The 17,902-nt window shown below is 64.0% G+C and carries 16 protein-coding genes; 4 read left to right on the top strand and 12 right to left on the bottom strand.

Annotated features, from left to right (window positions below; genetic code table 11):
* Positions 1 to 94: 94 nt before the first annotated feature.
* On the bottom strand, positions 95 to 685 hold the full coding sequence (locus GGD65_RS32940; protein ID WP_183237957.1) for a thiamine pyrophosphate-dependent enzyme: 591 nt from the start codon (positions 683 to 685) through the stop codon (positions 95 to 97).
* Positions 682 to 1,224: a phosphonopyruvate decarboxylase gene (locus GGD65_RS32935; RefSeq protein WP_026201519.1), complete on the bottom strand. Its 543-nt coding sequence runs from the start codon at positions 1,222 to 1,224 to the stop codon at positions 682 to 684. The genes GGD65_RS32940 and GGD65_RS32935 overlap by 4 nt, the downstream gene beginning before the upstream one ends.
* 105 nt (positions 1,225 to 1,329) lie before the next feature.
* Here GGD65_RS32935 and GGD65_RS32930 point away from each other — a divergent pair, with 105 nt between their 5' ends.
* The 3 genes from GGD65_RS32930 to GGD65_RS32920 all read left to right on the top strand — a co-directional run bounded on the left by GGD65_RS32930 (position 1,330) and on the right by GGD65_RS32920 (position 5,950).
* Positions 1,330 to 2,550 carry a cytochrome P450 gene (locus tag GGD65_RS32930; RefSeq protein ID WP_183237956.1) on the top strand — a complete coding sequence of 407 codons (1,221 nt, stop codon included), beginning with the start codon at positions 1,330 to 1,332 and terminating at the stop codon, positions 2,548 to 2,550.
* A gap of 195 nt (positions 2,551 to 2,745) precedes the next feature.
* A complete protein-coding gene (rocD, locus tag GGD65_RS32925; RefSeq protein WP_183237955.1) occupies positions 2,746 to 3,960 on the top strand; it encodes an ornithine--oxo-acid transaminase in 1,215 nt (404 codons plus the stop codon).
* A 616-nt stretch (positions 3,961 to 4,576) separates the two neighbouring features.
* The gene (locus GGD65_RS32920) at positions 4,577 to 5,950 is read left to right on the top strand and encodes a Spy/CpxP family protein refolding chaperone (protein WP_246783490.1); all 1,374 of its coding nucleotides are present in this window, start codon (positions 4,577 to 4,579) and stop codon (positions 5,948 to 5,950) included.
* A gap of 164 nt (positions 5,951 to 6,114) precedes the next feature.
* Here the strand turns inward: GGD65_RS32920 and GGD65_RS32915 are convergent, their stop codons facing one another.
* From GGD65_RS32915 to GGD65_RS32870, 10 genes are all read right to left on the bottom strand, one after another.
* Entirely contained in the window at positions 6,115 to 6,306 is a 192-nt protein-coding gene (locus tag GGD65_RS32915; RefSeq protein ID WP_246783493.1) for a hypothetical protein, read from the bottom strand.
* A gap of 603 nt (positions 6,307 to 6,909) precedes the next feature.
* Positions 6,910 to 7,773, bottom strand: coding sequence for a sugar phosphate isomerase/epimerase (locus GGD65_RS32910; RefSeq protein ID WP_183237952.1), 864 nt, complete (start codon positions 7,771 to 7,773; stop codon positions 6,910 to 6,912).
* The gene (locus tag GGD65_RS32905) at positions 7,773 to 8,963 is read right to left on the bottom strand and encodes a dihydrodipicolinate synthase family protein (RefSeq protein WP_183237951.1); all 1,191 of its coding nucleotides are present in this window, start codon (positions 8,961 to 8,963) and stop codon (positions 7,773 to 7,775) included. The genes GGD65_RS32910 and GGD65_RS32905 overlap by 1 nt, the downstream gene beginning before the upstream one ends.
* A 132-nt stretch (positions 8,964 to 9,095) precedes the next feature.
* A complete protein-coding gene (locus GGD65_RS32900) occupies positions 9,096 to 10,247 on the bottom strand; it encodes a Gfo/Idh/MocA family protein (protein WP_092259617.1) in 1,152 nt (383 codons plus the stop codon).
* On the bottom strand, positions 10,244 to 11,641 hold the full coding sequence (locus tag GGD65_RS32895; protein WP_183237950.1) for a hypothetical protein: 1,398 nt from the start codon (positions 11,639 to 11,641) through the stop codon (positions 10,244 to 10,246). The genes GGD65_RS32900 and GGD65_RS32895 overlap by 4 nt, the downstream gene beginning before the upstream one ends.
* Before the next feature lie 203 nt (positions 11,642 to 11,844).
* A complete protein-coding gene (locus GGD65_RS32890; protein WP_183237949.1) occupies positions 11,845 to 12,690 on the bottom strand; it encodes an ABC transporter ATP-binding protein in 846 nt (281 codons plus the stop codon).
* Between the two features lie 151 nt (positions 12,691 to 12,841).
* Positions 12,842 to 13,834: an ABC transporter substrate-binding protein gene (locus GGD65_RS32885; RefSeq protein ID WP_177237254.1), complete on the bottom strand. Its 993-nt coding sequence runs from the start codon at positions 13,832 to 13,834 to the stop codon at positions 12,842 to 12,844.
* 55 nt (positions 13,835 to 13,889) lie between these two features.
* Positions 13,890 to 14,699, bottom strand: a complete 810-nt coding sequence (locus tag GGD65_RS32880) for an ABC transporter permease (protein WP_018322819.1) — start codon at positions 14,697 to 14,699, stop codon at positions 13,890 to 13,892.
* A 313-nt stretch (positions 14,700 to 15,012) separates the two neighbouring features.
* Positions 15,013 to 15,720, bottom strand: a complete 708-nt coding sequence (locus tag GGD65_RS32875; RefSeq protein ID WP_183237948.1) for a TetR/AcrR family transcriptional regulator — start codon at positions 15,718 to 15,720, stop codon at positions 15,013 to 15,015.
* Between the two features lie 211 nt (positions 15,721 to 15,931).
* The gene (locus GGD65_RS32870; protein ID WP_018322817.1) at positions 15,932 to 16,780 is read right to left on the bottom strand and encodes a VOC family protein; all 849 of its coding nucleotides are present in this window, start codon (positions 16,778 to 16,780) and stop codon (positions 15,932 to 15,934) included.
* Between the two features lie 224 nt (positions 16,781 to 17,004).
* Between GGD65_RS32870 and GGD65_RS32865 the strand changes: the two genes are divergently transcribed.
* Complete coding sequence (locus tag GGD65_RS32865) at positions 17,005 to 17,898, top strand: sugar kinase (RefSeq protein ID WP_183237947.1); 894 nt, start codon at positions 17,005 to 17,007, stop codon at positions 17,896 to 17,898.
* Positions 17,899 to 17,902 lie beyond the last annotated feature (4 nt).

Below are 17,902 nucleotides of genomic sequence, written 5' to 3'. Positions count from 1 at the left end.
CAACCTGAGTAAGTCGTTAATTCAGTGGAAATTGGCCCTGCCTGCACGGCTTCCGTGCAGGACCTGGGCGCCGGTGGGAATGGACAGGCCCGCCCTAGATTGGCTGGAAGCCGAGGTCGCCGCGGATCCGGTTGAGGATGTAAGTCCCGTCCCGGCTTGGCAAAATCCGCTCCAGGCTGGCGCTGTCGATCTTCATATTGGCAAAGCGCGGCCCCGCAGAGACGTCGTGGACGGCTTTGGCAAAGGCCTCGACCTCGGCCATGGTCGTGACGGCCCGGCTATCCCCGATGCCGCAGGCCTTGGCGACGCCAACGAGATCGGCGGCAGCGGAGGTGTGGCTGGTCTGGCCGCCCGTTTCGCCATAGGCCTCGTTGTCGAGCACTGCGATCGAGAGGTTGGACGGCTTCTGCAGCCCGATGGTGGCCAGGCTGCCCATGCCCATCAGCATCTCGCCGTCGCCGGTGATGACCAATACCGGCAGTTTTGGCTGCGCCAGGGCGAGCCCCAGCCCGATCATCGCGGCGCCGCCCATGCCGCCCCAGAGGTAGAAATTGCGGGCGTGGTCGCCGGCCGCGCACATGTCGTTGGTGGAGGCTCCGAGGCCGCCGATCGCGACGACGTCCTTGCGGTTCGCGAGCAGCGTGGACACCACCTGGCGGCGATCGAGGAGATTGGCCTTGCTCATTTGGTGAAAACCTTGGCGCCGATCAGGCGCTGCGACAGAAGGACAGCGGTGGGGGTGAGCGCGTTGTAGGCTTGCGACGCAGCGGCTTCGAGCACGGCCGGCACCTCGGCCGCGCTGGAGGCCCGCAGCACCTGGACACCCGACAGCTCGAACACACCCTGCGTGGTCGAGCCCATCGGCACCTGCCACGGATTGAACTCGCCCCACTCGCCGCGCATGGTCACCAGCGTGAGGAACGGGAAGCGCAGGATCGGGATCAGCGACAGCATGTTGATGCAATTGCCGACGCCGCTCGACTGCATCAGCAGGACGCCGCGCTGTCCGCCGGCCCAGGCGCCGGCAAGAAGCGCCACGCCCTCCTCTTCCGTCGTGAGCGGAATGCCGCGCATCGTGGACGATGCCAGCACGCGCTGGATCAACTTGGAATGGCCGGCATCCGGCACGTAAGGTACCTGCCTGACATCGAAGCGTTGCAAGGTCGCGAAAATATCGTCGGGCCAATTCGGCGCCGTGTCGGCAGCGTCAGCGCGTGCGTGCATTTTCCTGTCCGGTCGGCTAGCAAGGTGGGCAGACTGTAGACGCATGCGTGCGCCGACCAGAACAACAAAAACGGCATAACGGCTTTAACCGGCGAGTATAACGGGATGAACGCAGATGCGAAGGCGCTGGCGGCAAGCTTCGACCTCGAGAAGCTGACGCCGGAATTCTACGACGACCCCTACCCGACCTATCGTGCACTGCGGGAGAACGAGCCGGTCAAGCGCCTGCGCAGCGGCACCGTGTTCCTGACCCGCTATGACGATCTCGTCACCACCTACAAGAACACCAAGTCGTTCAGCTCGGACAAGAAGCGCGAGTTCGCGCCGAAATACGGCGACACCCCGCTCTACGAGCATCACACCACCAGCCTCGTCTTCAACGATCCGCCCGCGCATACCCGCGTGCGTCGCCTGATCATGGGCGCGTTGTCGCCGCGGGCGATCGCCGGCATGGAGCCTGACATCGTCAAGCTGGTGGACGGTCTGCTCGATGCCATCGCGGCCAAAGGGGCTTGCGAGCTGATCGAGGATTTCGCCGCGTCCATCCCGATCGAGGTGATTGGCAATCTGCTCGACGTGCCTCACGAGGAACGCGGGCCACTGCGCGACTGGTCGCTGGCGATCCTTGGTGCGCTCGAACCCGTGGTGTCGCCCGAGGTCGCCGCGCGCGGCAACAAGGCGGTGACGGATTTTCTCAGCTATCTCCAGACGCTGGTGGCACGCCGGCGCGACAAGCCGGGCAATCCCGAGCGCGATGTGCTGACGCGCCTGATCCAGGGTGAGGAGAATGGCGAGCGGCTGACCGAGAAGGAGCTGCTGCACAATTGCATCTTCCTGCTCAATGCCGGGCACGAGACCACCACCAATTTGATCGGCAACGGCCTCGTCGCGCTGGATCGCAATCGCGACCAGAAGCAGCGGCTGATCGGCAATCCCGACATGATCAAGACCGCCGTCGAGGAGATGCTGCGCTATGAGAGCTCGAACCAGCTCGGCAACCGCATGACCACGGAAAAGATCGAACTCGGCGGCGTCATGCTCGATGCCGGCACGTCGGTGACGCTGTGTATTGGCGCCGCCAACCGCGATCCCGCACAGTTTCCGGACCCCGAGAGCTTCGACATCGCGCGCACGCCGAACCGGCATCTCGCCTTCGCCACCGGCGCGCATCAATGCGCCGGCATGGCGCTGGCGCGGCTGGAGGGCGCGATTGCGATCTCGCGCTTCCTGGCGCGCTTCCCGAACTATGCCGTCAGCGGCCAGCCGGTGCGGGGCGGACGGGTGCGGTTTCGCGGCTTTTTGAGCGTGCCCTGTACGATCGGCTGAGGGCTCGACACCAAAAACTGCGAAAACAACCCCATGCACAGTAGAGAACCCTCTGATACTTTTGGCAAATCAGATCGGGCTACGCCACCGGAAGGGATGAAGACTTCCAAGGCGGCAAGTTGATACCCAGATCAAGCTGATGGCCGGCGGTGCAGTCGGTTGGCACCGCCGCGCGCAGCCATGGAGTGACGACAGATGAGCGCGTCGGTCATTGATTTCGTCGCAACGGAAGCACGCTTTGGGGCCCATAATTACGAGCCGATCGGGGTCGTCTTGTCCCGCGGCGAAGGTGTCTGGGTCTGGGATACCGAGGGCAACCGCTATCTCGATTGCCTCTCGGCCTATTCGGCGGTCAGCCAGGGCCACTGCCACCCCAAGATCCTGGCGGCGATGGTGGAACAGGCGCACAGGCTGACGCTCACTTCGCGCGCCTTCCACAACGACCAGCTCGCCCCCTTCTACGAAGAGATCGCGGCACTGACCGGCTCCCACAAGGTGCTGCCGATGAACAGCGGCGCCGAGGCGGTCGAAAGCGCGATCAAGTCGGTGCGCAAATGGGGCTATGAGGTGAAGGGCGTGCCGGACGGCCAGGCCGAGATCATCGTCTGCGCCAATAATTTCCACGGACGCACGCTGGGCATCGTCGGCTTTTCAACCGACCCCGACACTCGCACACATTTCGGCCCGTTCGCGCCGGGCTTCAGGATCATCCCGTTCGGCGACGCCACGGCGCTGGCGGAGGCAATCACACCAAACACGGTCGCCTTTCTGGTCGAGCCGATCCAGGGCGAAGCCGGTGTCATCCTTCCTCCAGCCGGTTATTTCGCTGAGGTGCGGGAGCTCTGCACCACCAACAACGTGATGCTGGTGCTCGACGAGATCCAGACCGGGCTCGGCCGCACCGGCAAGCTTCTCGCCGAACAGCACGAGGAAATCGAGGCGGACGTGACGCTGCTCGGCAAGGCCTTGTCCGGCGGCTTCTATCCGGTATCGGCCGTGCTCTCGAACAACGATGTGCTCGGGACATTGAGGCCCGGCCAGCACGGTTCGACGTTTGGCGGCAATCCGCTTGCCTGCGCGGTGGCGCGCGCGGCGCTGCGCGTGCTGACCGAGGAAGGCATGATCGAGAACGCGGCCAGGCAGGGCGCGCGCTTTCTGGAAGGCTTGAAAGACATTCGTGCCAACACGATCCGCGAGGTGCGCGGACGCGGCTTGATGCTGGCGGTTGAGCTGCATCCCGAGGCCGGCCGCGCCCGCCGCTACTGCGAGGCGCTTCAGAGCAAGGGCATCTTGGCCAAGGATACCCACGAGCAGACGATCCGCATCGCTCCGCCGCTGGTGATCACAAGCGACCAGGTCGACTGGGCGTTAGAGCGGCTCGCCACCACCCTGACGCAGGATTTCTCTTGAGGCGGCCTGCGTCGGAAGATCGCAATGCCGGCCGCGGCCGGCAACGAACGATTCCGCCAGCTGTGCGTTGAACGTCGTGGGCGATTACGAGCTGGGAGCGACAATCATGCTTCCGCATGGCGCTTGCCTTACGGCTGCTTTCATTGGTGTCTCGATGCTGGCGACGAGCGTCGGCGCGCTCGCCCAAGGACCCGGCCAGGGACATGGAAGGGGCGGACCTGCCGGTCCGGCCGCAGCGCCGGCAGCACGGCCAGCAGCACCGCCGGCCATGGCACGTCCGGCAGCGCCACCGGCCATGGCACGTCCGGCGGCGCCGCCAGCCATGGCACGTCCCGCCGCACCGGCGTTCCATCCACCGGCCATGCCGCAGCGACCGGCCATGGCGCCGCGCCCGGCGCCCCACATCGCCGCACCGCCGCCGCGTCCGGGCCCCCGTTTTGCAGCACCACCGCCGCGAGCCGCCCCGCACGTGGCAGCGCCGCGACCTGAATTCCACCGGGCGCCGGCAGCACCACAACGTCCGGCCATGGCCCCGCGGCCGACGCCGCATATCGCCGCCCCCTCGCGTCCAAGCGGGCCATCGGCTGTGACCGCGCGGCCGCCGCGACAGGAGGGGATGGAGCAGCGCGCGCAGCAGCATCAGCAGCAGATCCAGCAGCGACAGCAAATCGTGCAGCAGCGGCAGCGCGAGATGCTCACGCGTCAGAGCTCGGAACGGCAGAGCCGCATCGATCGGATGCAACAGCGCGTGCAGCAATTGCAGTCGCAGAAGCCGGAAGGCCTGCGGGCGCAACGTGCACAGGAGCGGACGCTGCAGACGCAGAACCGCCTGCTCCAGCGCGAACAGAGCATGCAGCAGCGCGATCAGGCGCGCCTGCAGCGGTTGGGCCCCGAGCCCGCCACAGTCGAGCGAGCCGCCACTGCCGTCGCCGCCGTGCAGGCGGCCGAGCGCGGGCGATTTGCCGAACGCTTCCGCGAGCAGGCCCCTGCGCAAGCCCAGGCGGCGCTCACCACCCGCCAGAGCGGCTGGGCTCCCCGGCAGGCCTGGCGACACCGCCATCCCGCGGTGTTCGTGGCGTGGCTTGGGCCGGTGTTCTGGCCTTACGCTTATTCCGACATTTTCAACTACACGTTCTGGTCCTATGGCTACGAGCCCGGTTATTGGGCATATGCCTATGACGACTTCGTCGACACCGTGTTCTGGGGTGGTGACGGCCCCTATTCCGCCTATGCCAGCACCAACCCGTATGATTATCCGCAAGCCGTCGGCAGCAGTCGCGCCCGTCCGCGCGCGAGCGTGAGCCCGCAAACGCTACAGCAATTGTGCGGCACACCGGACAAGGGCGTCACCGCCTGGCCGCTTGCCGATATCGCGAAAGCGGTGCGGCCGACGCCGGAGCAACGCGCGCTGCTCGATGAATTGAAGACCGCGGCGGCCAACGCTGCCGGCGTGTTCAAGGACTCCTGCGCGGAGACCTATGCACTGACTCCCCCCGGCCGCCTGCGCGCGATGATGAACCGCATCAGCGCGACGCTGGAAGCCGTCAAGATCGTTCGACCGGCCCTGGAGAATTTCTACAACTCGCTCAGTGACGAGCAGAAGGCCAGCTTCAATGCGCTCGGCCCGAATGTCGGCGAGCGCTCGCCGCAGCAACAAGCCAACGTCGAGGGCTGCGGCGATCCGAAATCCAGCCTGACCCAGCTGCCGATCCAAAGAATCGAGGCTGTGCTCCACCCAGCCGGCAAGCAGAAGGAGGCGCTCGACCGCCTCAGTGAAGCGACAGCCAAAGGCGTTGAAGGCCTGCAAGCGGCTTGCCCGAACGATGTGCCGCTGACGCCGGTCGGACGTCTGGAGGCGATGCAGCACCGGCTCGAGGCGATGCTGACGGCCGCCAAGCTGGTAGAGCCTGCGCTGGACGAGTTCTATGCCACGCTGAGCAGCGAGCAGAAGGCGCGCTTCAACACGCTGCAACAGGTCGCGGGGCCGTGAGGACGGCATCGCGTTCTCTCGTTGCAATTTGCGTCGCGGTCGAACGAAGCGGGGTCACGTAATCGTCCTGCTTCAAAGCTCGACGAGACCATGTATGTCGCTGCCGCGCACTCTCTGTGAGGGTGCGGCGGCACGTAACGCAAGCGACAGCCTCGTTTCCGACCTCACGAGGACCGCCCAGCCTCGTTCGTGTTCGTGATCGCGTTGCATTGCTGGAAGTGAGAAGACAACTCGAGATTAGCCAGATGATCCCAGTACTCCGCTTCTGCGAGCAGCTTCCATTTGTTCATGCTGTTGTACGCGGCCTGTTGGCGGCATAGTGAGCTCATCGCACGCAAACGCTGCACCTTATCCACTGCGAACCTCTCTTCACGCTTGCTTGTTTGCAAGCGCATTCTGTTGTCACAGCTTCGCAGATCGAATTGACAGGTGATAGTCCGGTGTTTGACGGTGAATCAATGATAGCGCAATCGTCCGACTTTTCGGCGAACGGCCGTGGCCGACAAATTCGATCGCAAAACCAGTTTGGCACGGCGCATTGAATTGCAGATCGTCCTTGGCGGTCCTTCGCCGCGCCAAAGCACGCCAGTGCCTTCGGCAAAGCTCGCCAGCCATGTCACGCCGGACACGGCAATGGCCCCGACGGTTGCACGTCGGGGCCATTCAAGGTCAACAGGCATGGGTACATCCGCCGTCCCTGCTGATCGTTGATGCCACTGATTACCGCATCCGATCTGGCACAGACTGTGGCGAGGCTGCGGCATCGGCATGATGACATTCTGCCTGAAAGCTGATGGCAGTCCACCACATCTTTGGTGGTACTCCGACCAGCTCGCCGCCTCGCCAGCGGGGCGAACTTGCGCTGGACCAGTTCTATCGACGCCGAACAGCGGGCAGAACGTCCGCTTCAACACGCTGCAACAGCTCGCCAGCCCGTAGGGGCCGCACTCGTGGTAACTTTACACCGCCGCCTTATGCCGCGCGATGCAGGTCCGCAGCACCTCCTCCATCGGCTTGCCCCACCAATCGTGGGAGAAGATCTCGATCTCGGAATAGCCTTCAAAGCCCTCCGCTTCGACCGCCGCCCGCACGGATTTGATGTCGATGACGCCGTCGCCCATCATGCCGCGGTCGTTGAGGATGTCCTTTGTCGGCACCAGCCAGTCGCAGACATGGAACGCGAGCAGGCGATCCTTGCCGGCGCGCGCGATCTGGCTCATCAGCTCCGGATCCCACCAGATGTGATAGACGTCGAGCGCGACGCCGAGCATGCCGCTGCGAGCAGGATCGAGCCGGTCGCAGATGTCGAGCGCCTGCTTCGTCGTGTTCACGCAGGCGCGGTCGGCCGCGTAAGCCGGATGCAGGGGCTCGATCGCCAGCGGCAGCTTGGCCTGCCTCGCGTAGTCGAGCATGTCGGCGAGAGCCTCCTCGACCTGCCCGCGTGCCGTCACGATGTCCTTCGAGGCCTCGCTGCCCGGCCGCGAATATTGCGGCAGGCCGCCGACGACCAGGACGATGCAGGGCGCGCCCAGCGCCTTGGCTTCGTCGACGCAGCGCCTGTTGTCGTCGCGCACTTCACTCCGGCGCGATGCGTCCGAGGTAAACATGCCGCCGCGGCAATAGCCTGAGAGCTCGAGGCCGGCATCGCGCACTGCGCGCCCGGCGCGGTCGAGGCCGACGGATGCCACCTGGTCGCGCCAGGGATCGATGGCGCGGATGCCTTGCTTTGCACAGGCATTGATGATCTCGACCAGGTCACCCTGATTGCGGACGGTCGCCGTGTTCAGCGACAGCCAGCGATGGTCGGACGAAAAATCGCGCATCAGGATTCGATACCGTGGGTGGCGAGCACGGTCTTCATCCGCTGCGTCGCGAGTTCAGGGTTGGCGAGCAGGCCGGCCTTGTCGGCCAGACGGAACAGCTCGGCCAGATGCAACGTGGAGCGCGTGCTCTCCTGTCCCCCGACCATGGTGAAATGGTCCTGGTGGCCGTTGAGATACGCCATGAACACCACGCCGGTCTTGTAGAACCGCGTCGGCGCCTTGAAGATGTGACGCGACAGCGGCACCGTCGGCCCCAGCACGTCGTGGAATCCGGCTTCGTCGCCGGCCGCCAGCCGCGACAGTGCGTAGGATGCCGCCGGCGCAATGGCGTCAAAAATACCAAGCAGCGCATGCGAAAAGCCCTGCTCGTCGCCGGCGATCAGCTCCGCGTAATTGAAGTCATCGCCGGTGTACATCTTGATGCGCTTGTCGAGGCGCCGGCGCATGTCGATCTCGCGCTGCTTGTCGAGCAGCGAGACTTTTACGCCATCGACCTTGGCGGCGTTGCCGTTGATGATGGCCACGGCCGTGTCCATCGCCTTGTCGAGATCCCCGGTGCCCCAATAGCCCGCCAGCGCCGGATCGAACATGTCGCCGAGCCAGTGAATGATCACGGGCTCACGGACCTGCGACAGCACGCGATCATAAACCTTGGCGTAGTCATCGGCGTTGCGGCCGAGTTTCGCCAGCGCGCGCGATGCCATCAGGATGATGCGGCCACCGACCTTCTCCACCGCTGAGATCTGCTCCTCATAGGCGCGGATCACGTCGTCGAGGCTCCTGGCATCCTCGACCGCGAGATGGTCCGTGCCGGCGCCCGAGAACACCAGCGCATTGCGGCGCTTGGCGGCGGCGACCGAGCGCGTGATCAGCTCCAGCGAGGTCGGCCAGTCCAGCCCCATGCCGCGCTGAGCGGTGTCCATGGCTTCGGCAACGCCAAGACCGAGGTCCCAGACGTGCTCGCGGAAGGCGATGGTCTTGTCCCAGTCGACCGCGACCGAGAGCCAGGGATCGTTGTCGGCGAAGGGATCGGCCACCGTGTGCACGGCCGAGAAGGCGATGCGGTTCAAGGGGCCTTCGAGCTTTGCGGGGAACGTGCGCGAGGCCGCGAGGCGGTAGGTCTCGATCGAGCGATCGGCCTTCGGCAATTTCAGCGACAATGACGACATGGGTTGGACGGGCTTGTTCATGATTTCGAACCTCTCCACGTCATTGCGAGGAGCGAAGCGACAATCCAGACTGCCTCTGCAGAAAGACTCTGGATTGCTTCGCTCCGCTCGCAATGACGGCTTGGTAGATATCGGGACGCTATCCAATCGATCTCACGCCTTGATCGGCGCGACGTCGATCCAGCGCCGCTCCTTCCAGCTCTTCAGCGCGCATTCGGCGAGCTGCACGCCCTTGACGCCTTCGAGCAGCGTGAACTTGTAGGGCGCATCCTCGTAGACGTGACGGATGAACATCTCCCACTGCTCCTTGAAGCCGTTGTCGTAGCTGACGTTGTCAGGCAGCTTCTGCCAGTCGCCGTAGAAATCGTGCAGCCGCTTCTCGTCGGGATTCCACACCGGCCTCGGGGTGGCCTGCCGCGCCTGGATCATGCAGTCGCTGAGCCCCGCGACCGCCGAGCCATGGGTGCCGTCGACCTGGAAGGTGACGAGGTCGTCGCGATAGACGCGCGTCACCCAGGACATGTTGATGTGGGCGATGACGCCGCCTTCGAGCTGGAACGTCGCATAGGCGGAATCATCCGCGGTCGCCTTGTACTTCTTGCCCTGCTCATCGAAACGCTCGGGGATGTCGGTGTTGCCGATGCAGCTCACGCTCTGGACATTGCCGAAGAGGTTGTCGAGTACGTAGCGCCAGTGGCAAACCATGTCCAGAATGATGCCGCCGCCGTCTTCGTCGCGATAGTTCCAGGACGGCCGCTGCGCTTCCTGCCAACCACCTTCAAACACCCAATAGCCGAACTCGCCGCGCACCGAGAGGATGCGGCCGAAGAAGCCGCTATCGCGCAAGAAGGCGATCTTCTTCAGGCCGGGCAGGAACAGCTTGTCCTGCACCGTGCCGTGCTTGACGCCCTTGGCATTGGCGAGCTTGACGACTTCGAGCGCCTCCTCAAAATTCGTCGCGATCGGCTTCTCGCAATAGACGTGCTTGCCGGCATTGATCGCCTGGGTCAGCAAACCCGGCCGGGCCTGCGTCGTCGCGGCATCGAAGAACATGGTGTCGTTCTTGTCGGCGAGCGCCGCATCGAGATCGGTGGTCCAGCGTGTGATATTGTAGCGCTTGGCGAGCGCCTCGACCTTCTCGGCGCTGCGGCCGACCAGGATCGGATCCGGCATCACGCGGTCGCCGTTCTTCAGCCGTACACCGCCCTGCTCCCGGATCGCGACGATCGAGCGGATCAGATGCTGGTTGAGCCCCATGCGGCCGGTGACGCCGTTCATGATGAGGCCGAGGCGTTGGGTGGTCATGTCAAATGCTCCTGAAGTGATCTCGGCTGTTCGAGCGGGCGGAGCGCCGACCAGTCCGGATGAACCGACGTCGCAAAGCCCGTTGCGTGGAGCGATCCCGTCCGGAGATCGCCGTTGTGAATGGAGAGGCGAATGCCCTGCCCGGTATCGGCATAGAGATCGGGATGCGCGGCGGCGAACGCCCGCGCTTCGGCGAGAGGCGTGTCGCCAAAGCCGTCGACATAATGATGGCCGTTGCGTTCGGCATGGGTGACGCCGATGAAGGCGCCGAGCGCGAGGTCCTGCTGCACGGCGAGGCCGGCCTGGCAGGTCAGATCCTCGCCTGTGATGAAAAACGTTTCAGCGCCGGTAGTCCATTGCGCGGCGCGGACCGCGTTAAGGATCGATTTGTAGAGACCCTTGCAGGATTTCGAGGAGATGCCGCGATAGCCGAGCGGCCTCATCGCCAGAAACGTTCCGTAGGAATCATCGGCTTCGTCGATGATGAAGTCACGCGTGGCGAGCGACCCGAGAGCAGTCTGGAATGTAATATCGCGCGGCATTGGCTGCTCGATGTAAAGAAGCCGGGTCGAGATTCCGTGCAGGGCTGCGTCGCCATCAAGGCGATCGATCAATGCACGCAATGCAGCAAGGTCGGCGTATTGTTCGTTGGCGTCGAGGGAGACCTTGTAGCCACGATCCAGGTTTCCGAGTTCTTTGCCGATGCGCGCCAGCCGTGCCACATCTGCTTCCGGATCGCCCGACAATTTGAGCTTGAAATAGCGAGCGCCAGCGTTTTCGCGTACGTCCGCTACCCCACCCTCGCCCTCGATCTTGTCATCGAGGCCAACCGTGTGCCGTATAGCAACCCGCGGCAGAGGCGTTCGGCCCTTCAGAAACCCTGCGATCTCGGCGCCGGTCAGATCGAGTGACATCCGCCCGTCGATCCCCGCGATGTTGTCAGCCATTCCCTCGAAAAAGCTCGCACCGACCGCGCGCAGGAGCGCGTCGAGGATCGCCTTGTCGATTTCCGCCGGACCATAGCCCGCTGCAAGCGGCGGAATATCCTCTTCCGCACACGCCTTGACTTGGGCGGCAATACACGACGCATGCAATCCAAACGCTGGACGAAACCCGGTCTCCGCAAGATAAAGCCCGCGCGCAATCTCGAGCGACCGTCGCAAGCCATCCACCGTCTGCGCCGGGGACAGCTCCGGCCGCTTGTCGAACCATTTTGGCACGAGCAGCTCGGCACTGGCGCCGACGGCAACGCCCCTGCCCTCCACCTCGATCTCGACTCGCACGAACAATTGCGGCGTCGCGTTGATCGTGATCGCACCGAAGCGGAACGGCCGCGCGAACTGCACGGGACGTTCGAAGAAGGCGATGTCTCGCAGCTTCAGGCGGGGTGACATGGTGCTAGTTGGTCCCGACGATTTCGCCACGGCGGCGGTGCACCTCTCCCGCTTGCGGGAGAGGTCGGCGCAACGCGCCGGGTGAGGGTTTTCTCCTCTTAGGGGTCCTCGCGAGCGGAGACACCCCCTCCTCAACCCTCCCCCGCAAGCGGGAGAGGGAGCGCATCGTCGTCGTGGTTGCAGCCGAGATCAGTCGCATTGCCTCAGTCCAATGCACCTTGCGAGAAGAAATGCTTGCGGATGCGCTGCACAAGCTCGGTGAAAACCGGGTCGGCCATGACGTCGAGCGAGCGCGGGCGCGGTAGCGGTACGTCGTAGATCGCGGCGATTGCGCCGGGGCGCTCGGTCATGACCAGCACGCGGTCGGCCAGGAACACGGCCTCCGGAATCGAATGCGTGATCAGCAGCACCGTCTTCCTGGTCTCGCGCTGGATCCGCATCAGCTCGACATTCATGCGCTCCCGCGTCAGCGCATCGAGCGCGCCAAACGGCTCGTCCATCAGCATGATTTTTGGATCGTGCACCAGTGCGCGACAGATCGAGGCGCGCTGCTGCATGCCACCGGAGAGCTGCCACGGCAGCTTCTTCTCGAAGCCTTCGAGGCCGACCAGCTTCAGCAGCGCCTTGGCGCGGGGAAGATATTTGTCCCGGGGCAGCCGCTTCATGTCGATCGGCAGCATGACGTTGGACAGGATGTTGCGCCAGGGCAGCAGCAACGCGTTCTGGAAGACGATGCCGACATTGCCGTGCGGCGTCGTCACCTTCTCGCCCTCGACCAGGATCTCGCCTGATGTCGGCGGCAGCAAGCCGGAGATCAGCTTGAGCAGCGTGGACTTGCCGCAGCCGGATGGCCCGACCACGACGAAGAACTCGCCGTCGTTGATGTGGAAGTCGAGCGGACGCAGCGACGGCACATCGCCGTCGCGCGTCCGGTAGGTCTTCGACACGCCGGACAGTTTGATGCCCGAGGCATCGCCGGCGGCCCGGTCGCTCACCAGTCTCAGATGGGCGGCCGGCTGGACATCGATTGGCTTGCTCGCAGGGTTCATCGCAGCGCTCTCCCCCCGTCGTCCCTGCGAACGCAGGGACCCATACGCCGTGCCGGTACGTTCAGGCACGCGGGGAAAGACCTTCCGCAACAATCAAGGCCGGTGGTTATGGGTCCCTGCGTTCGCAGGGACGACGGCGGATATTGATCGCTCACGAGCCACTCTTCGGCAGATAGTCGTTGGTGTAGAAGGCTTTCGGGTTGTCCTTGGCCTTGGCATCCAGTCCGCCATATTCGACCATCAGGTTGACGGAGTCCGTCATGTTCTGGTCCGTGACCTGGAACGGCCGCTTGCTCTTGGTCTCCGCGGTCCGGTACAGCGGAATGGTCAGCTCAAAACCCTGCGTCAGCGTGTCGATCTTGCCGCCCTTGGGGTTGGCATCGAGGATCGACTGCGCGGCGGCCTTCGGCTCCTTCTCGGCGGCTTCCACCGCCTTGGTCGTCGCCGACATGAAGCGGCGGACGAGATCGGCATTGGCCTTCACATAGTCAGCATTGGCGATGATGCCGGAGGAGACCATGTTGATGCCGTAGTCGGCAAACTTGATCGGGTAGACGTCCTTGCCGGTGGCGTCCTTGATCTTCATCGACTGGTCCATGACATAGCCGAGCAGCAGATCAGCCTGGCCGTTGATGACCGCGTTGAGCTTGGTCTGGCCGTCGCCGGCAACGGTCTGGAAGTCGCTTTCCTTCAGACCCGTCTTCTTCAGGAACAGCGGCCAGATCTGGGTCATGGAATCGGCCGGCGTGATCGCCACGGTCTTGCCCTTGATGTCTTCGGGCTTTCTGATGTTCTTGTCAGCAAAACCCATGGCGGACATAGGTGAGGTCTGCAGCAGCACACCGGTCGCAACCACGGGCGCGCCCTTGATCGCGGCGCGCATCATGGTGGGAACGTCGACATAGCCGAAATCGGCGGTCTTGGCAGCGACGGCCTGCGTGGTCGCAGCCGAGCCGCGGCCTTCCTGGATTTCGAGCTCGATGCCTTCGGCGGCGTAGATGCCCTTGGCCTTGCCATAATAGAACGGCGCGTGCTCGCCATAGACGTACCAGTTCAGCATCAGCACGACCTTGTCGGCCGCCTGCGCCGGCATGGCCGCAAACACCATCAGCACCGCTGAGACAGCCCCAATCAACCGCTTCATCGTCACTCTCCCTTGCCGTTGTTGTTTCGGCCGTTGGTGGCCGTTTGTGTTCTAGTTAAGAAGCGAAAATCACGTCCTCGCGCTGGCTGACATGCCAGGGAATGACCAGCTTCTCGATCCGGTCGACGATCCAAAACAGGATCACGCCGAGCAGCGCGAGGATCACCAGGGCTGCGAACATCGTCGGGAGGTCGAAAGTGCCGATCGAGCGCTGCATCACGTAGCCGATGCCGGAATTGGACCCCACGAACTCGCCGACGACGGCGCCGACCACGGCGAGCGTCACCGATACTTTGAGACCCGAGAAGATCGCAGGCAACGCGTGCGGCAGATTCACCGCACAAAACACCTGGAAGCGGCTGCCCTGCATGGCGCGGGCGAGATCGACCATGTCAGGATCGACCGATTTGAAGCCCTGCACGGCCGAGACCACCACCGGAAAGAAGCCGAGCAGGAACGCCGAGATCACCTTTGGAATGATGCCGAAGCCGAACCAAACCACGAACAGCGGCGCGATCGCGATCTTGGGCACGGATTGCGAGAACACCAGCAGCGGATAGATGTAGCTCTCCACCGTCTTCGAGCCCGCAATCAGCATCGCGACGGGAATGCCGAACAGAGCGGACAGCGCGAAACCGCAGACCGTCGCATAGGTCGTCGGCCAGGACTGGCGCAGCAATTCCGGCCAGTCGGTACGCAATACGGCAACGACATCGAGCGGCGACGGGATCTGGTAGGCGGGGATCCTGAACAGCCGGATGGCGAGATCCCAGGCGACGACGATGAAGACGAGGAACAAGAACGGCCGAACCCAGGCCGCATTCAGCAGCTTGGAGATCGCATTTTGCGGCTTCAGCTCGGCCAATTTTCACTCCCGGCAGTCTTCTTCGTTGCGGGGAGAAATTAACCCGTTGGATAAATACTGTCCAGACCTTTCCCTGTGACGTTTTGCGGCGGGTTCCGCGGTGCATTGGAAATGGGACGTGCTGCGCTGCGTCCGGGGTATGAGACCGCCCCACTCTCGGTGTCATTCTCCGCGAAAGTGGGGAATCCAGTACGCCGCGCCCTCTCCGCATCCCTTCGCTGTCTCTGGAATACTGGATCGCCCGATCAAGTCGGGCGATGACAGCGAAGAACTTGGCATCAGCAGCCGATCGTCGACCAGCGACGCGCGAGCACTACACAGTCTGCGCTACCACGCTGCGCGACTTCGGCGCTTCCGCGATCTCGAACAAGGCCACGGACTGCCCCGTCAGCGCCGCCAGCACCAGGCCGACCATGTGGGCCAACCGCTCGTCCTTGGCCTTTTTGTCCAGGAGATCGCGGCCGAAGATCACGCTGAGCGTCGCCGAGTTCGAGAGGTAGAAGAAGCAGAGGCCTGCGATCGAGATGTAGAGCTGCACCGGATCGACCGCGACCTGGAAGTCGCCGCTGTCGACGCCGCGTCGCACCACGGTGCGGATCATCTCGACGAAGGGCGAATGCATCGACTTGACCTTGGTCGATTTCTTCAGGTGCTTTGCGCGCGCGAGGTTCTCGGTCTGCAGCAGCGACAGGAATTCGGGATTTCGCAGGAAGTAGTTCCAGGTGAACTCGATCAGCCGCCTGATGGCCTCGGGCGGATCAAGATGCTCGAGATCGAGCCCGCGCTCCTCGCTGCGGATCTTGTCATAGGCGCCTTCGAGCACCGCGAGGTAAAGCTCGTCCTTGTTGCCCACGTGGTAGTAGAGCATGCGCTTGTTGGCGCCGGCCTTCGCCGCAATACGGTCGACGCGCGCGCCGGCGAGCCCGTGGGCGGAAAACTCCTGCTTGGCGGCTTCGAGAATGCGCAGCCGCATCCCCTCGGGATCGCGCTGCCATTTCAGAGTTCGCTTTGCCTTCGCCAAGTGGAGTGCTCGCTGGGGTGCTGTCGGTACGCGTGTAACACGCGGGCAGCCCGCCGCATAGTTTCGCGACAGTGAAAGCCAAGCAACCCGGTTTCGTAGGGGGGGCAAAGGCACTCTTGCGCCGTGCCCACGTCTTCTCATCGAGCAGCCAAGACGTGGGCACGCTTCGCTTTGCCCACCCTACGAGAGTCTTCGAGTGGAAAGACCGCTTTCACCCCACCGGCTTGGGCGAGCGCTCCAGCAGAACGGTCTGAATGCCGCACGTCCCGTTCCGCACCGTCATGATTCGCGTGCCGGGCTTGCGGCCGTTGCGGACCTCGGTGACGTCGAGGCCGGCGGCGATCAGACGGGCGCGCGTGGCGTCAATGTCGGCGACCCGCCAGCTCAGGCCCCAGAGCCGGTCACGCGCGTGGTCACCGCCGGCGACCGGCCGGCGGACCACCTCGACGATCAGATCGCCGCAGCGGAAGAACATCAGCTGGCCCCAGTCCTGGTGCGAGCGGTCGAGCGCCAAATCGAGCCCGAGCCGTGCGCCGTAGAGCGCGGCGGCGCGTTCGGAATCCTCGGTGGTGACGACGACATGGTCGAGTGCGTCGATCGGCGCGACGTCGGTCGCCGGGGAGAGCGGACGCTCGTCGGCCAGCTCGAGGAAGAACATGCGCACGCCGCGCGTGAGTTCCGTGGCGGCGCGCGTGCGCTTCCAGTGCAGGACGGCGCCCGACTCGTCGTCGCTGCTTTCGACCTCGGCAACCGGATCCGGGCTCAAGGCCACCCGCTGCAGCCGCCGGTGCATCCTGCTCATGTCTGCGACACGAAAGCACAGGCTGGCGAGCACGCCCTCCTGGTCGTCGAGCAGCGCACGCATCCGATCGGCCGTCACGCTGAAACCGCTCGGCGCCATCAATTCGATCGTCATGTTCTCGAGGGTGAACAGCACGCGGTCGGCGCCCTCGCCGGAATTCTGCCAGGCCGGCGCACGGGCGAGCAGCGTCTGGTAGGCCGCCTTGGCTGCACCGATATCCCTGACCAGAGCGACGACGTGATCGAGGCCGGTGATCATATGTCCCCCTTTTGATCGACCCTTTTATTGACCTGGAACCAATGCGCAGAAAACACGGCGCTTGTCCGGGCTTGGCATTGCCCGGTGATGGTCGTATTCCGGCCTCATGCTGACCTCAAGCGCTTGGGGCGGCAGATTTGCGAATAATTTCAGCGATCCCTGAGCGGAACCGGTGCTACAGTAAGCGCGCCGGCCTGGACCACAAAGCGCATGACGGACAAGCAATGCAGGCTCTCTTCATCGGACAGACCTATATCGACGTCGTCTTCATCACGGACCACATGCCGACCGGGGACGAGAAGCACGTGGCCTCGGACTACGCGGTCTCCTTCGGCGGCAACGCGGTGACGGCGGCGTTCTGCTGCGCCAAGCTCGGCATCGTGCCTGACCTGATCGCCACCGCGGCCAATGACTGGCTGGGGCGCATGTTCCAGGACATGTGCGCGAAATACGCGATCTCGCTGCACGGGCGGAAGGTCAACCAGTCCTCGCTCTCCTTCATCATGCCCAAGGACGGCAAACGCGCCATCGTCCGCTGCCGCGACGACGAGCACATCCACCCCTTTCCGATGCTCAATCTCGGCGGCTGCCGCGCGCTGCACGTGGATGGTCATCAGCCCGATGCCGCGATCCACTACGCCAAGGTCTGCCGCGAGGCCGGCATCCTGACCTCGCTCGACGGCGGCGGCCTACGCACCAACACCCATGAGCTGCTGGAATATATCGACGTCGCCATCGTGGCCGAGCGCCTGTGCGAGCAGATGGACCTGACGCCGGAGAAGATGCTCGACTATCTCAAGAGCCGCGGCTGCAAGATCGGCGGCATCACCATGGGCGAGAAGGGCCTGCTCTGGTACGACGAAACAGGGGCGGTGCAGGTGATGCCGGCGATGCCGATTCCGCGCGAGCGCGTGATCGATACCAACGGCGCCGGCGACGTCTTCCATGGCGCCTATGTCTATTCCTACCTCGCCCATCCCGGCAAAAGCTGGCGCGAGCACTTTGATTTTGCCAGGGCCGCTTCGACCTTCAAGATCCAGCGCCTCGGCAACGAGGCCGGCTTGCCGACGCTCGTCGACATCGCCAAGGTCAGGCACGAGTTCGAGGTCAGGGTCTAGATCC

This window comes from Bradyrhizobium sp. CIR18, assembly GCF_014198295.1.
In the GTDB taxonomy this organism is placed as follows: Bacteria; Pseudomonadota; Alphaproteobacteria; order Rhizobiales; family Xanthobacteraceae; genus Bradyrhizobium.
This window is presented reverse-complemented; position numbering and strand designations above follow the sequence as displayed.

Excerpts from the sequence above, each read along its gene's own strand:
- GGD65_RS32895 (WP_183237950.1), bottom strand. The coding sequence starts at position 11,641 with ATGTCACCCCGCCTGAAGCTGCGAGACATCGCCTTCTTCGAACGTCCC.
- GGD65_RS32870 (WP_018322817.1), bottom strand. The coding sequence starts at position 16,780 with ATGATCACCGGCCTCGATCACGTCGTCGCTCTGGTCAGGGATATCGGT.
- GGD65_RS32905 (WP_183237951.1), bottom strand. The coding sequence starts at position 8,963 with ATGAACAAGCCCGTCCAACCCATGTCGTCATTGTCGCTGAAATTGCCG.
- rocD (WP_183237955.1), top strand. The coding sequence starts at position 2,746 with ATGAGCGCGTCGGTCATTGATTTCGTCGCAACGGAAGCACGCTTTGGG.
- GGD65_RS32910 (WP_183237952.1), bottom strand. The coding sequence starts at position 7,773 with ATGCGCGATTTTTCGTCCGACCATCGCTGGCTGTCGCTGAACACGGCG.
- GGD65_RS32865 (WP_183237947.1), top strand. The coding sequence starts at position 17,005 with ATGCAGGCTCTCTTCATCGGACAGACCTATATCGACGTCGTCTTCATC.
- GGD65_RS32900 (WP_092259617.1), bottom strand. The coding sequence starts at position 10,247 with ATGACCACCCAACGCCTCGGCCTCATCATGAACGGCGTCACCGGCCGC.
- GGD65_RS32940 (WP_183237957.1), bottom strand. The coding sequence starts at position 685 with ATGAGCAAGGCCAATCTCCTCGATCGCCGCCAGGTGGTGTCCACGCTG.
- GGD65_RS32890 (WP_183237949.1), bottom strand. The coding sequence starts at position 12,690 with ATGAACCCTGCGAGCAAGCCAATCGATGTCCAGCCGGCCGCCCATCTG.
- GGD65_RS32920 (WP_246783490.1), top strand. The coding sequence starts at position 4,577 with ATGGAGCAGCGCGCGCAGCAGCATCAGCAGCAGATCCAGCAGCGACAG.
- GGD65_RS32930 (WP_183237956.1), top strand. The coding sequence starts at position 1,330 with ATGAACGCAGATGCGAAGGCGCTGGCGGCAAGCTTCGACCTCGAGAAG.
- GGD65_RS32885 (WP_177237254.1), bottom strand. The coding sequence starts at position 13,834 with ATGAAGCGGTTGATTGGGGCTGTCTCAGCGGTGCTGATGGTGTTTGCG.
- GGD65_RS32935 (WP_026201519.1), bottom strand. The coding sequence starts at position 1,224 with ATGCACGCACGCGCTGACGCTGCCGACACGGCGCCGAATTGGCCCGAC.